The following is a 16,282-nucleotide window of genomic DNA, read 5'->3' as shown; positions in this document are numbered from 1 at the left end:
GTCAGTACCTCCACCGGTACGCCGCCGCCACCTGGTCGTCGTCGAGACCGGCGACGGACGCCAGCTCTCCCCGCCGTACGGCGATCACCGCGTCCGCCAGGACGGGACCGAGGGCGGCCCGCAGCACATCGTCCCCGCGGAACTCCGCGACGGCCTGTTCCAGCGACACCGGCAGCCGCCGTACACCCCGGGCCGCCGCCTCGGCCTCGCTCAGCCGTGCCGGGTCCCCCGTGGTCTCCTCGGGCAGGGTGGCGGACGAGGTCAGGCCGTCCAGTCCGGCGGCGATCAGGGAGCCGATCGCGAGGTAGGGGTTGGCGGCCAGGTCGACGGGTTTGATCTCCAGGTTGGCCGCCTGGTCGCGCAGCCCCGCGGTGCCCGTGACGACACGCAGGGCGGTCTCCCGGGTCTCGCGGCCCCACGCGGTGAACACCCCGGCCCACTGCGAGGGCCTGAGCCGCAGGTAGCTGGCGGGGCTCGGCGCGGTCACGGCCGTGAGACCGGGCAGGTGGGCGAGGAGGCCGGCCGTGAACGACTCCGCCTCGGCCGTCATGCCGTACCGGCCCTCGCCCCCGGAGTGCAGATTGGCCCCGTCGCGCCAGGCCGAGAGATGGACGTGCCCGCCGTTGCCGACGCCCTGCCCCACGACGGCCGGGGCGAACGAGACGCGCAGCCCGTGGCGCCGCGCCACCGCACGGACCGTCTGCCGCACCAGCACGCTGCGGTCGGCCGCCGCGACCGGGTCGACGGCACCCACCGAGATCTCGAACTGACCGGCCGCGTACTCCGGATGGACCTGTTCCACGTCGAGGCCCTGGGCCGCGCACGCCGCGAGCAGGTCGGCGGTGCAGTCGCCGAGCTCGACCTGCCGCGCGGCCCCGTACGCCGGACCGGTCGTCGCGGGCACGAACGCGTCGCCGGGCGCGTCCCCGCGGGCCACCGTCCACTCGACCTCCACGGCCGCCTTGAAGGTCAGGCCGTGCCGCGCGGCCGCCTCGGTGACGACACGGCGCAGGAAGGTGCGCCCGCAGCCGGGATGCCGCTCCCCGTCCTGCGTGACCCGGTCGACGGGCGCCCACGCCCAGCCGGGCTGCCCGGCCAGCACCACGAGCTGGTCGAGGTCCGGGTAGAGGCGCAGATCGCCGTCGGGGGAGCCGAGGACGTCGGTGGTGACGACGGAGTCGTTCGCCAGGAACGTGTCGAACACCGGGGACATGCCGACGCCCCAGGCCGCGGCGGAGGCGAGCCGGGCCGTCGGGACGGTCTTCACCCTGCCGATGCCCGCGGTGTCGACGTAGGACAGCACGATGCCGTGCACACCCCGCCCGGACAGTTCGCCGCTCAGCGCGGTGGCCCGCTCGACATCGCCGGGACGGCCGCCGGGCACCGGATCGGCCAGGGTGGTCATACGTCCTCCTCGACGGGACGGGCGCGGGGCGTCACGCCTTCACGGCCACCGCGCCGTACTGCGGCACCAGCACCGCCGAGCCGGCGTCGGCACGCCACTGCCCGCAGGACACCATGCCCGGCTCGAGCAGCTCCAGACCGTCGAAGAACGCGGCGATGTCCGCGCCGCCGCGGGCGGTGATCGGGGGAGTGGCGTTCTCGTTCCAGAACTTCATGGCGGGGATCTGCCCCGCGCCGCCGAGCTCGTCGTCGAACGTCGGGTGGGTGAGGACCAGGTAGCTGCCGGAGGGGACCGCGGCCATCACGCGGCGCACGATGTCCCGGGCCTTCTCCGTGTCCAGGACGAAGTTGAGGATGCCCAGCATCATGACGGCGACGGGCCGGGTGAAGTCGAGGGTGTGCCCGGCCCGTTCGAGGATGGCGTCCGGGTCGTGCACGTCGGCGTCGATGTAGGCGGTGACGCCGTCGCGGGTGCCGGTCAGCAGCGTGCGGGCGTGCACCAGCACGATGGGGTCGTTGTCGACGTAGACGATCCGTGAGTCGGGGGCGAGCCGCTGGGCGATCTCGTGGGTGTTGGCCGCCGTCGGCAGTCCCGTGCCGATGTCGAGGAACTGCCGCACTCCGCGCTCGCCGGCCAGGAACGACACGGCCCGGCCCAGGAAGTCCCGGTCCGCCCGGGCGATGTCCCGGATGATCGGGAACATGCCGGCAACCTGCTCGCCGACCTGCTGGTCGACCTCGTAGTTGTCCTTGCCGCCGATCCAGTAGTTCCACACGCGCGCGTTGTGCGCCACACCGGTGTTCAGCCTCGCCGAGCCGCTCGGCGGGGTGTGGCTCTCACTCACGTCTCTTCCTCTCCTCGCACGAGCGACCGATGCCGGTCATCGCCGCCATTGTGCCGTTCCGGTGATCACCTGTCCCGGGAATCGGCAGAGCCGGCCGGGCCGTCGGCGCGCGGCGGGGGAGAGCTGCGGACCGGGTTACTCGACCGCGCCGGGGTTCGGGGAGGGCGTCTTGCCGGCCAGCACGTCCTTCAGGCGCTGGGTGCCGAGCCGCACCGCCTGCTCGACGGAGTCGTTCTCGCCCCCGTCGAGCCCGCCCGCCGTGACGGTGATCGCGTCGTCGCCGACGCGTACGGCGGCCACGTCCAGGGTCAGTGTGGCCTCCGCGCCACCGGTTTGGCCCCGCACCGTCACGCGCAGGCCCGCACGGGCGTCTCCCACGCCGGGCAGCGTGGACTCGACGACCTGCACAGTGCGCTGTTGGCCGTCGTCCGTGACGGTGAACTGGTCGCACTTCTCCGGCAGGTTCGCCATCCAGTTCAACGAGGCCTGCGGATCGGTCCGTTCGTAGGAGGCGACCTGGTACAGCAGGCGCGAGTCACCCTGCTCGAAGCCGCGCAGCTCGGACGCCCCGGACGGCCTGCCCAGCAGATCGTCGTCGAAGAGGGAGTCGAGGAGCCGCTGGCAGTCGGCGGCCTGGGCCTTGGCGGAGAGGAAGTCGGAGACGTCGACCGTGCCGATGAGCAGGCTGTCGTGCCAGTTGTCCGCCTCCGTGTCCTTGACCTGGGTCCAGTCGTCCTCGATGTCCGCCTCGGTGATCAGCGCGCTCCGTGCGCCGTCCGTGGTGAGGGTGGCGGTCGGAGAGGGGGTCTGCCGCTTCCCGGCGACCTGTGACGCGGCGACGCCCGGGACGCGCGCACCGTCTTCGCCGCCGTCGTCCGAGCAGGCGGCGGTGGCCAGCAGCGTGCCTGCCGCCAGCGCGGAGGAGAGAACGCGGACGAGCCGGTGGGGACGACGGGTCATCGGGAGTGCCTCCTGAGAACGTGACGCGTGTCCTCAGCGCACCACCGGCACCGACCGCCCACCACCGGCACCGGACTGTTCGGGTGAGCGCCGCCCGCGGCACGGGCGCCGCACGCTCGGGCCCGGGCGTGCCCGTTCTGCATGACTCACCGCCGTCTCTGGCGTGGCGTACCCCACCGGCTGTTCAATGAAGCTGCACACCCGTCACTCGCGAGAGGAGCCGCCCGTGTCCCCCGCCGTCGTGCCGCCCGTCGGTGCGCGTATCCGGCAGGCGCGTCTGGAGCGCGGGACGAGCCTGCGCGCGCTCGCCCGGGAGGTCGGAGTGTCGGCGAGCCTCGTGTCGCAGATCGAGACCGGCAAGAGCCAGCCCTCCGTCAGCACGCTGTACGCGATCACGACGGCCCTCGGCATCTCCGTCGAGTCCCTCTTCGACGCCCGGGACGACGCCGGAGCCATTCCCCTCGCGGCGACGGCCCCCGGCACCGTCCAGCACGCCCTGGCCGCCTTCGCCACGGACCCGGGGCGGCGGATCGGCCCGCTGGTCGGCGCGGGAGAGCGCGAGACGCTGGAGCTGGACTCAGGCGTCGTATGGGAGCGTCTCGGCCGGGTGCCCGGCACGGATGTCGACTTCCTGCTGGTGACCTACCGGCCCGGCGGCTCCTCCTCCGGGTCCGGCGGGCTGATGCGGCACTCCGGCACCGAGTACGGCTATCTGACCTCCGGCGAACTGATCCTCACCCTCGGTTTCGACGAGTACACTATGGGCCCGGGCGACGCCGTCTCCTTCGAGTCGACGACCCCCCACCGCTACCGCAACGATGGAGACGTACCCGCTGTGGGTGTCTGGTTCGTGTCCGGCGATGTTCAGTGACACTTGACACTCGCAGGACCCGGGCGTTCACTCCGAAGTGGGGGTGGTCGCCATGGCGATCCGCACATACGGACCCAACGCCGTCGACTGGGAAGAGCGCATCGACCTGGACCGGCTGCGCGGACAGCGGCTGGCCCGGCTGCACGAGTCCCTGAACCGCTCCGAGCTGGGCGCGGTGCTCAGCTTCGACTTCGCCAACATCCGCTACATGACGGCCACGCACATCGGCACCTGGGCGATGGACAAGCTGATCCGCTTCGCCCTGCTGGTGCGCGACGGCGAACCGGTCGTATGGGACTTCGGCTCCGCCGCCCGGCACCACCAGCTGTACAACCCGTGGCTCGACTACAGCGACGGCAAGGGCGGCCCGCCCACCGGAGCCCGCGCAGGCATCTCCACCCTGCGCGGGGCCTTCCACCCGGACGCGGGCATCGCTCAGGACGTGGCCGCCAAGATCGCCGCCGAGCTGCGCGACCACGGGCTGGCGAACGAACCACTCGGCGTCGACGTCGCCGAGATGCCCGTTCTCGCCGCCCTGCGCGCGGAAGGCATCGACGTCGTCGACGGGCAGCAGGTCTTCCTGGAGGCCCGCCGGATCAAGACCGGTGACGAGATCGCCCTGCTCACCCAGGCCTGCGCCATGGTCGACGCGGCCTACGAGGAGCTGTACGGCCATCTGCGCCCGGGCGTGCGCGAGAACGAGTGCGTCGGGCTCGTCAGCAAGGTCCTGTACGACCTCGGCAGCGAGTACGTCGAGGGCGTCAACGCCATCTCGGGCGAGCGGTGTTCACCGCATCCGCACGTCTACAGCGACCGCCTGATCCGCCCCGGCGACCCGGCCTTCTTCGACATCCTGCACAGCCACCTCGGCTACCGCACCTGCTACTACCGCACGTTCGCCGTGGGCAGCGCCTCGGGTGCGCAGCGGGACGCCTATGTGCGCTGCCGTGAGTACATGGACCAGGCGATCGCGCTCGTCCGGCCGGGCGCGACCACCGCCGACATCGTGCGGGTGTGGCCGCGTGCGGAGGAGTTCGGCTTCGCCGACGAGACCGCCGCCTTCGCCCTCCAGTACGGCCATGGCGTCGGGCTGTCGATCTGGGAAAAGCCGATCTTCAGCCGTCTGGTCTCCCTCGACCACCCCGAGGTCCTCGAAGAGGGCATGGTCTTCGCCCTGGAGACCTACTGGCCGGCCGCCGACGGCTGGTCCGCCGCCCGGATCGAGGAGGAACTCGTCGTCACCGCCGACGGCTGCGAGGTCATCACCAAGTTCCCCGCCGAGGAACTGCTGGTGGCCGGGCGCAAGTACTGGACGGTGGGCGGCGAGCTGAACACCCGCCGGGAGGCGCAGTCCCATCTCAACACCTCGCGTGGCGACGGAGCGGACTGATGGACGCCGCCGGACTCCTCGCCTGCTACGAGCGGATGGCCGTCGTCCGCCGTACGGAGAAGGCCGCCCACGACCTCTTCCTCCAGGGCCTGGTCAAGGGCACCACGCATCTCGCCGCCGGGCAGGAGGCGATCGCCGTGGGGGCGAGCGCCGCCCTGCGTCCGGACGACTATGTGTTCGCCACCTATAGGGGCCACCACCATGCCCTCGCCCGGGGCGCCACCCCCGAGGAGTGCCTCGCCGAGCTGATGAGCCGGGCGACCGGGCTGTGCAAGGCCAAGGGCGGCTCCATGCACCTGACCAAAGCGGCCACCGGCATGCTCGGCTCCTACGCCATCGTCGGGTCCCACCTCCCGATGGCGGTCGGCGCCGCCTGGTCGGCCCGGCTGCGCGGCACGGACCAGCTCGCGGTCGCCTTCTTCGGTGACGGCGCGACCAACATCGGCGCCTTCCACGAGTCGCTCAACCTGGCCGCCGTGTGGAAGCTGCCGGTGCTGTTCGTGTGCGAGAACAACCTGTACATGGAGTACACGCCGATCGCCGACGTCACGGCGGTGGCCCGGCCCGCCGCCGACCGGGCGCCCGCCCACGGCATCCCGGGCGAGGTCGTCGACGGCAACGACGTCGTGGCCGTCGAGGAGGCCGTGGCGCGGCTCGCGCGGCGGGCCCGGGCAGGGGACGGGCCCGCCGTACTGGAGGCCGAGACCTACCGGCACTTCGGGCACAGCCGTGCCGACCCGGCTGCCTACCGTCCGGCCGAGGAGGTCGAACGGTGGCTGAAGCACGACCCGCTGGACCTCGCCCGGGGACGGCTCGCCGAGCTGGGGGTCGGGGCGGAGACGGTCGCGGAGGCCGACCGGCGGGCCCGGGCCGTCGTGGAGCGGGCCGTCGAGGCGGCGAAGGCCGGGCCGCCGCCCGAACCGCGGGAGGCGCTGACCGACGTGTGGGCGGACGGAGGTGCCGCATGGCGGACGTGATCACCTACCGGGAGGCGGTCGCCGAGGGCATCGCGCGCGAGATGCGCCGGGACACGTCGGTCGTGTGCCTCGGGGAGGACATCGCCGCGGCCGGGGGCGTGTTCAAGACGACCGTGGGTCTGCGAGCGGAGTTCGGGCCCGAGCGGGTGTGGGACACGCCCATATCCGAACAGGCCATCGTGGGCGCGGCGATGGGCGCCGCGATGACCGGGATGCGACCCGTCGCGGAGATCATGTTCTCCGACTTCCTGGCCTGCTGCTGGGACTACCTCGCCAACGAGATCCCCAAGGTCCGCTACATGACCGGCGGCCAGGTGACGGTGCCCCTGGTCGTGCGCACCGCCAACGGAGGCGGGCTCGGCTTCGGTGCCCAGCACTCCCAGGCCACCGAGAACTGGGCACTGACCGTCCCCGGCCTGAAGATCGCGGCACCGGCCACGCCCGCCGACGTCATCGGCATGATGGCGGCGGCGATCCGCAGCGACGACCCCGTGGTCTTCTTCGAGCACAAGGCCCTCCTGGCCACCAAAGGGCCACCGCCACCTCCCGGCCATGTCGTCGAGCTGGGCCGGGCCGCAGTCGTACGCGAGGGCGCCGACGTCACGCTCGTCGCGCTCGCCTCCACGGTTCCCCTGGCGCTGAAGGCCGCCGACGTGCTGTCGGGGGAGGGGACCGAGGCGGAGGTGATCGACCTGCGCTGCCTGGTCCCGCTGGACGCCGCGACCGTCCTCGACTCGCTGCGCCGGACCTCGCGGCTCGTCACCGTCGAGGAGAACCCGTACCAGGGCGGCTGGGGCGGCACCGTCGTCTCGATCGTCGCCGACGAGGGCTTCGGCCTGCTGGACGCGCCCGTGCGGCGGGTGGCGGGGGAGTGCGTCCCGCTGCCGTTCGCCGACGCACTGGAGGAACAGGTCATCCCCACCGTCGACAAGGTCGTCACGGCGGTCCGCGGACTCGCCGCCTACTGAGCTGCCCATCGACTCCGCACCGACACCCCTGGAGGAAGCGCGATGACCACAAGAACACTGCTGCGCTCCGGTCACGTGATCTCGATGGACCCCGCCGTCGGTGATCTGCCCCAGGGGGACGTCCTCGTCGAGGACGGCAGGATCGCGGCCGTCGAGCCCGAGATCAGCGCCGACGCAGAAGTCCTGGACATGAGCGGCCACATCGTGATCCCCGGCTTCGTCGACACCCACCGCCACACCTGGGAGGCGCCGATCCGGGGTGTCGCACCCGACGCCACCCTCGACGACTACTTCGTCGACATCCTCGACACCTTCGCACCCCTGTACACCCCGGAGGACGTCTACGCGGCCAACCTCGCGGGCGCGCTGGAGTGCCTCAACGCCGGCATCACCACGCTCGTCGACTGGTCGCACATCAACAACACCCCGGACCACCCGGACGCCGCGATCCAGGGCCTGGCGGAGTCCGGCATCCGCGCGCAGTACGCGTACGGCAGCGCCAACACCTCCCTCGCCGACTACTGGTTCGAGAGCAGGATCGCGATACCGGCCGACGACGTCCGGCGGATCCGGTCGACGCACTTCACGTCGGACGACGGCCTGCTGACCATGGGGCTCGCCACCCGCGGACCCGGCTTCTGCGTCAACGAGGTCGTCGCCGCCGAGTGGGCCCTCGCCCGCGAACTGGGCATCCCGATCACCGTGCACGTGGCCATGGGGCGGCTGGCCGGCCGCTTCGGCATGGTCAAGCAGCTCCACGGCATGGGGCTCCTCGGCCCGGACACCACCTACGTCCACTGCTGCTACTTCAGCGAGGAGGAGTGGCGGATGGTCGCCGACAGCGGGGGCACGGTGTCCGTCGCGCCGCAGGTGGAGCTCCAGATGGGGCACGGCTGGCCGCCCGTGATGCAGGCGATCGAACACGGTCTGCGGCCGTCGCTCAGCATCGACGTCGTCACCACCGTGCCCGGCGACATGTTCACCCAGATCCGCGCGGCCTTCGGCGCCGAACGCGCCCGCGTCAACGCCGACTGCTGGCAGGCCAACATGCCCGTCCCGAGCACCATGCTGACAGCGCGTCAGATGCTGGAGATCGCCACGCTCAACGGCGCCCACGTCGCGGGCCTGGAGGAACGTACCGGCTCCCTGACCCCCGGCAAGCGCGCCGACATCGTCGCGATCGACGCCACCGCGTTGAACGTCGCGCCCGTGCACGACGCGGCGGCCGCGGTGACCCTGTGCGCGGACGTGTCCAACGTGGACACCGTCCTCGTCGACGGCGTGATCCGCAAGCGCGACGGCAGGCTGCTCGCCGACACCGGGCGCGCGCTGCGGCTCGTCGCGCAGGCCCGCGACCGGCTCCTCGCGGTGAAGGAGATGAACAAGGCGAAGGGGGAGCAGGGCGACAAGGGCGAGCGAGGGGAGACGGGGGAGAAGGCCACGGCATGACGAACCACCTGGTGCGCCGCGCGACCGAATCACCCGAGCCGCCGTTCGACGCCCTGGGCCACCGGCGGCGGACGCTGGTCGGCGAGGACGACGGCAGTGTGCACACCGGCTTCGGCCTGTGCGAACTGCGACCGGACGGCCGGGTTCCCGCCCATGTGCACTCGTACGAGGAGAGCTTCCACATCCTCGACGGGGCCGTGGTCCTCGACGTGCCCGAGGGCTCGTACCTGCTGGAGGCGGGTGACTACGGGCTGCTGCCGATCGGTGTCCCGCACGCCTGGCGCGGCGCCGGGGGCACCGGCGGCCGCTGGGCGGACATGCTCGCCCCCGTGCCGCGGGCCCGCTACGGGTACGACACCCAGACGGTGCCGGACCTGCCCGTTCGCGCCCCCGTCCGGGTCGACGTCCGCGACCCGCGCACCCGCTCCTTCGGCCACTTCGAGCCCGGCCAGATGGACCCGGGCAAGCAGTCCCAGGACCTGCTGGCCGTCACGGCGAGCATGCGCACCGCGCTCCTGGTCTACAGCGGCATCACCGTGAAGATGATGGTCGACAGCGACCTGGGCGCGGTCGGCTCGACGATGTTCATGGTGCAGTACGCGTCCGACGGCGTCATCGGCACCCACGACCACCCCTTCGAGGAGACGTACCTGATCCTGGAGGGCGTCGCCGAGACCACCCTCGACGGGGAGCGGTACCGGCTGGAGCCCGGGGACCTGGCATGGGCGGGCGCCGGCTGTGTGCATGGGTTCGTCAATGCCGGGCAGGGGCCCCTGCGGTGGCTGGAGACCCAGGCACCGCAGCCACCGTCGCGGCACGCGTACCGGTTCACCAGGGACTGGGACTATCTGCGCCACGCGCTGGAGGAGGGGCCATGAGCAGTGTCCTTGTCGTCGGCGGCACGTCGGGCATCGGCCTCGCGTTCGCCCGGGCCCGCGCCGAGCGTGGCGACGAAGTCGTCCTGACCGGCCGTGACGCCCACCGCGCCGACCTGATCGCCAAGGAGTTCGGCGCCCGGGGTATCGCCCTCGACCTGGCGCGGCCGCTGGAGATCGCGGCGTCGCTGGCCGGCCTGGGACGCGTCGACCATCTGGTGCTCGCGGGCGTCTCCCGGGACGACAACAAGGTGAACGAGTACGACATCGACGCCGCGCTGCGGCTGGTCACCCTCAAGCTCGTCGGCTACACCGAGGTCGTGCACACGCTGCGGTCCCGGCTGCACGACGACAGCGCCATCGTGCTCTTCGGCGGCCAGGCCAAGGAACGCCCCTATCCGGGGGCGACGACGGTGGCGACGGTCAACGCGGGTGTGCGGGGCCTGATGAACTCCCTCGCGGTCGAACTCGCTCCCGTCCGGGTCAACGCGGTGCATCCCGGCATCGTCGGCGACAGCCCGTACTGGCAGGCCAAACCGGAGAAGGTCCTCGACGTGCTGCGCACCGAGACGCCCACCGGGCGCCTGGCCTCCATGGCGGACGTGGTGGACGCGGTCGACTTCCTGTTGCGCAACCGGTCGGTCAACGCGGTGGAACTGCCCGTGGACGGGGGATGGTTGCTGGGATGAGTACGGGCCGGGAGGGGCAGGCGGCCCGCCACAGGGGCCAGGCGGCCCGCAGGGGTCAGGCGGCCCGCCGCAGCGTGTCCTCGGCGACGTCCTTGTCCACCGCCGCCCGGACCAACGCCGCGGCGAGGACGGCCGGATCGGTCCGCCCGGCCAGTTCGGTGAGACGGTCAGGGTCCTTCGGCAGCTTCAGCCGCTCGGCACCCTGGAGGGCCTTGGCGTCGAGGTACGGGGCGGCCTCCGGCCACACACCCTGTACCTCGCGCAGGAAGATGTCGGCACCGGCCGGGCCCATCCCGGGGAACTCCTGGAGCAGGTGGCGCAGTTCGGAGACCTCGCCGTCCGCCTCGCGGCGCAGCCGTCGCAGATCCCCGCCCCATCGTTCGTTCAACAGCTGGGCCGCATCGCCGAGTTGGGTGGCGGTACGCTCGTCGTAGCGCCGGTAGCCGCCCCGGCCGAGCGCGTCCACCCGCTCCTGCCAGTCGGCCTGCGCCATGCGACGCGGGTCGCGCAGCCCCGCCTCGTGCAGGGCACGGGCGGTGGCCAGCGCGATCGAGCCGCGGATGCGGGCGCTCAGCAGATGGGCCAGCACCAGCAGCCGGTACAGCGGCTGCGGGGTGTCCTTCAGCCGGATGCCCGCCTCGTCCGCGTACGTCCGGCCATGCGCGTCGAGAAGTTCGCGCACGACGCGCTCCTGCCGGTCCACGACTACCCCTTGAGGGGATCGTGGCCGACCGTCATCAGCCGACGCCGGCGGCGCGTGTCCTCGGCCGTCACCTCGGGCTCCGGCTCGTTCTCCACGTCCACCTGCGAAGTCACCGTGTCCACGACCTTCCGCATCACCCGCAGGTCGTCCTCGGTCAGGTCGGTGCGCCGTTTCTGGAGGATCGCCAGGACGTGCTGCCCGGTCTGCGTACCCGCCTGGTCGGGCAGCGGCTCCGCGTCCTCGTCGGCGTCCCGCATCCGCAACCAGGCCGCGAGCTCCTGCGAGGTCATGTTCACCACGCGGTGGAAGTCCTCCCACAGCGCGTCGAGTTCAAGGGCGTCGGTCATCACATGCCCCTTCCGTACGTACGTGCGCGCTGGTCAGCTCTCGCGGGGGAAGTTCTCGGCGTCGAACATCCACCGCTGCTTCTCCAGCTCGGCGGTGATGCTGATCAGCAGGTCCTGGGTGACCAGGTCGGCCTTCTCGGTCGCGTCGATGCGCTCGCGCAGCCGGCCGATGGCGTCCTGGAGGGACTCCACCATCACCTGCACGGCGTCCGAGTCGCGCACCCAGCCCTCCTTGGGGGCGGGCAGGGTGAAGGCCTTGGCGATGGTCTCGGGCCGGCCGTCCGGCGGGACGCCGAGAGCCGCGGACCGCTCCGCCACCGTGTCGGCGAAGTTCCGCGCGGCCGAGACCACCTCGTCGAGCTGGAGGTGGATCGACCGGAACCGCGGTCCGACGATGTTCCAGTGCGCCTGCTTCCCGATCAGCGAGAGTCCGAGCAGATCCACCAGGGTGTCCTGGAGTGCCTCGCAGGAGACCCGGCGGGCCTCGTCGGGCAGTGTGCTCCGCACAGCCGTCATAGGGCGCTTCTCCTTCTCGCGTCGTTCCTCGTGGTCCGGAGCAGTGCGTCGCGCTCCTCCTCACAGGTTCCGCCCCACACGCCCGCGGCCTGGCCGCTGCTCAGCGCGAAGCTCAAGCACTGGTCGGTCACCGGGCAGCGCCCACAGATCCGCTTCGCGGCGTCGACGTCCCGCAGGGCCGGACCTGCCGTGCCCACGGGGAAGAACAACTCGGGGTCCTCGTCCACACAGGCGGCACTCCGCAACCACTCCATGAACGCGCGGGTGCCCCGGCGCCCCGGGGGCAAACCCGATGCGGAAGCACACAGACCGGTTGTTTGGCCTGCGATAACGCCCCTGAGGGGCGCTTCTGCCCCCGGAATCTTCACAGGGTGCGGACCAAGGGTCTATAGTTCGAAACTAGCGGTGCTAATTAAGTGGTGTGAGGAGTCCTCTCGTGCGTCCCGTCCACTTCGCGGCCGCCCGCCGCACCCCCATCGGCAAGCTGCGGGGATCCCTTTCCCCGGTACGGCCCGACGACCTCGCCGCGACCGTCGTCCGCGCCCTGGTCGGCGACGCGCCCGCACTCGACCCGGCCCGGATCGACGACGTCTACTGGGGTGCCGCCAACCAGGCCGGCGAGGACAACCGCAACGTCGCCCGCATGGCCGCGCTGCTCGCCGGCCTCCCCGAGTCCGTGCCCGGCGCCACCGTCAACCGCCTCTGCGCGTCCGGCCTGGAGGCGGTGACCACGGCGGCCCGCACCATCGCCGCCGGCGAGGCCGACATCGTGATCGCGGGCGGTTCCGAGTCGATGAGCCGCGCCCCCTTCGTCCTGCCCCGCCCCGACGAGGCCCTGCCGCACCGCATCGAGACCGCCGACACCCGCCTCGGCTGGCGCCTGGTCAACCCCGCGATGCGGGACCTGCACGGCCTGCTCTCCATGGGTGAGACGGCGGAGGAGGTCGCCGCGCGGTACGGCATCCCCCGGGAACGCCAGGACGACTTCGCCCTGCGCAGTCACCAACGCGCCGCCCTCGCCCGCAAGAACGGCCACTTCGACGACGAACTCCTGCCCGTGGAACGCCCTGACGGGGTCGTCGTCGACACCGACGAGTGCGTCCGCGAGGACACCTCGTACGAGAAGCTGTCCCGGCTGAAGCCGGTCTTCCGGGACGGCGGCACGGTCACCGCGGGCAACGCCTCCCCGATGAACGACGGCGCCGCGGGTCTCCTCCTGGTCAGCGAGGACGCCCTGCACGAGCTGGGCCTGGAGTCCCTGGGCCGTTACGTCGCCGGAGCCTCCGCGGGTGTCCACCCCGACGTCATGGGCATCGGCCCGGTCCCCGCCACCCGCAAGGCACTGACCCGAGCCGGCTGGGACATCGGCGACCTGGACGAGGCCGAGTTCAACGAGGCCTTCGCGGCCCAGGCCCTGGCCTGCGTGGACCAGCTCGGCATCGACCCCGACCTGGTCAACCCGAGCGGCGGAGCCATCGCCCTCGGCCACCCGCTGGGCTGCTCGGGCGCCCGCATCCTGACGACGCTGCTCCACCGGATGCGGCGAACCGGGGCGGCTCGGGGCCTGGCGACGATGTGTGTCGGGGTGGGGCAGGGGAGCGCGCTGCTGGTGGAGCGGGCGTAGCCGCCCTGGCCGAGCCGCTCAGCCGGCACCGTTCAGCGGGTGTCAGTGGTCGGTTGCCGGGCTGCCGAGCAGGCCGGTCGCCGGGCGGAGTCATCCGCCGAGAGCGGTCGGGCCGAGGCCGGTCGGCAGCCGGCGCACGGCCAGCGCCACGGCCTCCCGCGCTGTCCCGAACAGGCCGAGGTCGGGAGTGACGAAGCCCCTGCCCACTCCGTACATGCCGTCGCTGCCCGCGGTCAGGCACGGCCCGACGACGGTCAGACGCGGCCGTGTCGTGGTCGAGAAGCGCAGCGCCCAGTGGCTCGTGAACGGGTACAGCGCGCGCAGCGCCGGCTCGGCGTACGCCGCCTCGATCAGCGCCTGGTACGCCTTCTGCCAGGCGTACTCCAGTTCGCTCGCCTCCTGGCGCACGCCCTGCCACTCGGATTCCGTCAGGAGCGCGGGATCGTCGTCGGGTACATCGAACCGGCCGGTCAGGTGCACGAAAGGTGCCGACCGGCGGATGTCCTCCAGGGCCGCCCCGTCGTGCCACGCCCGGGCCGCCCTGGCGACCTCTGCCAGGTCGTCCGTCCTGCCGTCGACGAGAGGCAGGCCCTGGAACCGTTCCTCGCCCCGGACCGACCAGCGCCGTTCGTGCAGCCATGCGCTGATCCGCAGCGGCTCGCGGTGGGGCAGGACGCCGGCGACCGTCGCGTGGAGCAGCGGAGCCGAACCCGCAGACGTGACGGCGACGGCGTCGAGGCAGCCTTCCGCTTCGGCCCGGAGCGCTGCCGCGAGGCTGCCGCGGGCTGCGACATCGGGGTACAGCACGGCGGGATCAGGAGGTGTGGTCACGGCCGCTGATTGTGCCCGACGGGCGAGACGGCCCTGCGAGCCCCGGTTCGTTGCACATAGCATCAGTGCTCGCATGAACACGATGACGCTCTGGCACATCACCGGCTGGGAGTTCGCCGCACTCGCCTTCGCGGCCCTGCTCGTCGGTTTCTCGAAGACCGCCGTGAGCGGGGCCAACACGGTCAGCCTCGCCATCTTCGCCGCGGTGCTGCCCGCCCGCGCCTCCACCGGCGTGCTGCTGCCGGTTCTGATCGCCGGTGACCTGCTCGCCGTCGCGACCTACCGGCGGCACGCCCACTGGCCCACGCTGTGGCGGCTGTTCCCGGCAGTCGCCGCGGGCGTCGTCGTCGGCACGGTGTTCCTCATGTGGGCGGACGACGCGATCGTACGGACCTCGATCGGCGCGATCCTGCTGCTGATGGCCGCGGTGACGGTCTGGCGCAGGCGGGTGGCGGAGGCGGAACAGGAGCCGGAGTCGGTCACCAGCCGGGCGGGCCGGGTGAAGGCCCGCTCCTACGGCGTCCTCGGCGGCTTCACCACCATGGTCGCCAACGCCGGCGGCCCGGTGATGTCGATGTACCTGCTGTCCGCGGGCTTCCGCAAGCTCGGCTTCCTCGGCACGTCGGCCTTCTTCTTCCTGATCGTCAACGTCTCCAAGCTGCCCTTCAGCGCCGGTCTCGGTCTGATCGACGGCCGCTCCCTGCTCCTCGACCTGGCGCTCGTGGTGTTCGTCGTGCCCGGCGCGTTCTTCGGCAAGTGGGCGGTCAACAAGATCAACCAGCGGCTGTTCGAACAGCTGGTCATCGCGGCGACGGTCGTCGGCGGCCTGCAACTACTGCTGCGCTGAACCCCGCAGCAGCGCCGGAAGGTCCGCGAAGGAGTCGATCACGTGGTCGGGCGGTCCACCGGCGGCGCGGAGGTCCTCCGGCTGGAACTTGCCGGTCCGGACGAGAACCCCGGTGACCCCGGCCCGCTGCGCCGCGAGCACGTCGGACTCGACGTCGTCCCCGACCATCACGGCCTCGCCCGCACCGGCGCCCAGCCGGGCGAGCGCCGCCTCGAAGAACGCCCGGGCCGGTTTCCCGGTGATCTCGGCCTCCATCCGGGCGGCCTGCTCCAGCCCGGCCAGGAACGCCCCCGAGTCCAGCCGCAGCCCCTCGGCCGTACGCCAGTACAGGTTGCGGTGCATCGCCACCAGCCGGGCCCCGCGCTGGAGATGCCCGAAGGCCCGGTCCAGCGCCGTGTAGCCGAACTCCGGACCGGCCCCGCCGATCAGCACCACGTCCGGCACGGTGCCGGAGTCCGCCGGGTCGACGACGGTGACACCGTTCAGGTCCTCCGCGATGTCGCCGCTGTTCAGCAGGGCACACCGGGCGCCCGGACAGTGCTCGGTGAGATAGGCGGCGGTGGCGGCGGGCGCGGTCAGGATGTCCTCGGCGGACACCGGGAACCCCGCGTCGGCGAGCGTCCCGGCGATCGACGCCCGCGTCCGGGACGTCGTGTTCGTGACCAGCAGCACGGCGAGCCCGGCTTCCCGGATCTCCCGCAGCGCCTCCACGGCCCCCGGCAAGGGCCGCCACGAGACGGTCAGCACTCCGTCGATGTCGACGAGCACGGCACGCACGGACTCCATGACGGGACGATATCCACCGGAACCCGGACGCGCCCCTCCGCAACCGTCCCGGAGCGCCGACCCGGCCATGCTCCACTCACCTGGGCCCGCTCGTGTTGCCGGGTGCGTCTCGGTCGTCGGGCCTGCTGGTGTTGCCGGGTGTGGCTCGTGTCGCCTGGCTTAAACCGCTCACGGGAAACCCGCCCATGTCACCGGCCCCG

18 protein-coding genes are annotated in these 16,282 nt (G+C 72.1%); 9 read left to right on the top strand and 9 right to left on the bottom strand.

Annotated elements, in window-relative coordinates:
* Position 1 precedes the first annotated feature (1 nt).
* From SCNRRL3882_RS05290 to SCNRRL3882_RS05280, 3 genes are all read right to left on the bottom strand, one after another.
* A complete protein-coding gene (locus tag SCNRRL3882_RS05290; protein WP_010044710.1) occupies positions 2-1,405 on the bottom strand; it encodes a glutamine synthetase family protein in 1,404 nt (467 codons plus the stop codon).
* Between the two features lie 31 nt (positions 1,406-1,436).
* Positions 1,437-2,249 carry an SAM-dependent methyltransferase gene (locus tag SCNRRL3882_RS05285; RefSeq protein ID WP_010044711.1) on the bottom strand — a complete coding sequence of 271 codons (813 nt, stop codon included), beginning with the start codon at positions 2,247-2,249 and terminating at the stop codon, positions 1,437-1,439.
* Positions 2,250-2,384: 135 nt separating this feature from the next.
* Positions 2,385-3,209 carry a hypothetical protein gene (locus SCNRRL3882_RS05280; protein WP_010044713.1) on the bottom strand — a complete coding sequence of 275 codons (825 nt, stop codon included), beginning with the start codon at positions 3,207-3,209 and terminating at the stop codon, positions 2,385-2,387.
* Positions 3,210-3,435: 226 nt separating this feature from the next.
* Between SCNRRL3882_RS05280 and SCNRRL3882_RS05275 the strand changes: the two genes are divergently transcribed.
* The 7 genes from SCNRRL3882_RS05275 to SCNRRL3882_RS05245 are packed head-to-tail and all read left to right on the top strand — an operon-like array spanning position 3,436 to position 10,428.
* Complete coding sequence (locus SCNRRL3882_RS05275; RefSeq protein WP_010044715.1) at positions 3,436-4,080, top strand: helix-turn-helix domain-containing protein; 645 nt, start codon at positions 3,436-3,438, stop codon at positions 4,078-4,080.
* A gap of 52 nt (positions 4,081-4,132) precedes the next feature.
* Positions 4,133-5,470 carry a M24 family metallopeptidase gene (locus tag SCNRRL3882_RS05270; RefSeq protein WP_040903819.1) on the top strand — a complete coding sequence of 446 codons (1,338 nt, stop codon included), beginning with the start codon at positions 4,133-4,135 and terminating at the stop codon, positions 5,468-5,470.
* Complete coding sequence (locus tag SCNRRL3882_RS05265; RefSeq protein ID WP_010044717.1) at positions 5,470-6,447, top strand: thiamine pyrophosphate-dependent dehydrogenase E1 component subunit alpha; 978 nt, start codon at positions 5,470-5,472, stop codon at positions 6,445-6,447. The genes SCNRRL3882_RS05270 and SCNRRL3882_RS05265 overlap by 1 nt, the downstream gene beginning before the upstream one ends.
* On the top strand, positions 6,435-7,415 hold the full coding sequence (locus SCNRRL3882_RS05260) for an alpha-ketoacid dehydrogenase subunit beta (RefSeq protein ID WP_010044718.1): 981 nt from the start codon (positions 6,435-6,437) through the stop codon (positions 7,413-7,415). The genes SCNRRL3882_RS05265 and SCNRRL3882_RS05260 overlap by 13 nt, the downstream gene beginning before the upstream one ends.
* A 42-nt stretch (positions 7,416-7,457) precedes the next feature.
* Positions 7,458-8,864, top strand: a complete 1,407-nt coding sequence (locus tag SCNRRL3882_RS05255; RefSeq protein ID WP_010044719.1) for an amidohydrolase family protein — start codon at positions 7,458-7,460, stop codon at positions 8,862-8,864.
* Positions 8,861-9,742 carry a cupin domain-containing protein gene (locus tag SCNRRL3882_RS05250; protein WP_010044720.1) on the top strand — a complete coding sequence of 294 codons (882 nt, stop codon included), beginning with the start codon at positions 8,861-8,863 and terminating at the stop codon, positions 9,740-9,742. The genes SCNRRL3882_RS05255 and SCNRRL3882_RS05250 overlap by 4 nt, the downstream gene beginning before the upstream one ends.
* Positions 9,739-10,428, top strand: coding sequence for an SDR family oxidoreductase (locus tag SCNRRL3882_RS05245; protein WP_010044722.1), 690 nt, complete (start codon positions 9,739-9,741; stop codon positions 10,426-10,428). Before SCNRRL3882_RS05250 ends, SCNRRL3882_RS05245 begins: the two co-directional genes overlap by 4 nt.
* A 55-nt stretch (positions 10,429-10,483) precedes the next feature.
* On the opposite strand, the gene SCNRRL3882_RS05240 is transcribed toward SCNRRL3882_RS05245, so the two are convergent.
* The 4 genes from SCNRRL3882_RS05240 to SCNRRL3882_RS05225 are packed head-to-tail and all read right to left on the bottom strand — an operon-like array spanning position 10,484 to position 12,248.
* Positions 10,484-11,131 carry an endonuclease gene (locus tag SCNRRL3882_RS05240; protein ID WP_010044725.1) on the bottom strand — a complete coding sequence of 216 codons (648 nt, stop codon included), beginning with the start codon at positions 11,129-11,131 and terminating at the stop codon, positions 10,484-10,486.
* Between the two features lie 2 nt (positions 11,132-11,133).
* Complete coding sequence (locus SCNRRL3882_RS05235; RefSeq protein WP_010044727.1) at positions 11,134-11,478, bottom strand: DUF3140 domain-containing protein; 345 nt, start codon at positions 11,476-11,478, stop codon at positions 11,134-11,136.
* A 33-nt stretch (positions 11,479-11,511) separates the two neighbouring features.
* The gene (locus SCNRRL3882_RS05230; protein ID WP_010044729.1) at positions 11,512-11,994 is read right to left on the bottom strand and encodes a Dps family protein; all 483 of its coding nucleotides are present in this window, start codon (positions 11,992-11,994) and stop codon (positions 11,512-11,514) included.
* Positions 11,991-12,248, bottom strand: a complete 258-nt coding sequence (locus tag SCNRRL3882_RS05225) for a WhiB family transcriptional regulator (RefSeq protein ID WP_029181517.1) — start codon at positions 12,246-12,248, stop codon at positions 11,991-11,993. Before SCNRRL3882_RS05225 ends, SCNRRL3882_RS05230 begins: the two co-directional genes overlap by 4 nt.
* Before the next feature lie 182 nt (positions 12,249-12,430).
* Here SCNRRL3882_RS05225 and SCNRRL3882_RS05220 point away from each other — a divergent pair, with 182 nt between their 5' ends.
* Positions 12,431-13,618: a thiolase family protein gene (locus SCNRRL3882_RS05220; RefSeq protein WP_010044732.1), complete on the top strand. Its 1,188-nt coding sequence runs from the start codon at positions 12,431-12,433 to the stop codon at positions 13,616-13,618.
* Positions 13,619-13,708: 90 nt separating this feature from the next.
* On the opposite strand, the gene SCNRRL3882_RS05215 is transcribed toward SCNRRL3882_RS05220, so the two are convergent.
* Positions 13,709-14,449, bottom strand: coding sequence for a DUF6193 family natural product biosynthesis protein (locus tag SCNRRL3882_RS05215; protein ID WP_029181518.1), 741 nt, complete (start codon positions 14,447-14,449; stop codon positions 13,709-13,711).
* A 73-nt stretch (positions 14,450-14,522) separates the two neighbouring features.
* On the opposite strand from SCNRRL3882_RS05215, the gene SCNRRL3882_RS05210 reads away from it, so the two are divergent.
* Entirely contained in the window at positions 14,523-15,296 is a 774-nt protein-coding gene (locus tag SCNRRL3882_RS05210) for a sulfite exporter TauE/SafE family protein (protein ID WP_010044733.1), read from the top strand.
* On the opposite strand, the gene SCNRRL3882_RS05205 is transcribed toward SCNRRL3882_RS05210, so the two are convergent.
* On the bottom strand, positions 15,282-16,082 hold the full coding sequence (locus SCNRRL3882_RS05205; protein WP_010044734.1) for an HAD-IIA family hydrolase: 801 nt from the start codon (positions 16,080-16,082) through the stop codon (positions 15,282-15,284). The two genes, SCNRRL3882_RS05210 and SCNRRL3882_RS05205, sit on opposite strands and share 15 nt — an antisense overlap.
* Positions 16,083-16,282 lie beyond the last annotated feature (200 nt).

The sequence above is a fragment of the Streptomyces chartreusis NRRL 3882 genome (assembly GCF_900236475.1).
In the GTDB taxonomy this organism is placed as follows: domain Bacteria; phylum Actinomycetota; class Actinomycetes; order Streptomycetales; family Streptomycetaceae; genus Streptomyces; species Streptomyces chartreusis_D.
Note: the sequence above shows the minus strand (reverse complement) of the source record. Positions and strands in the feature narration are given on the sequence as shown.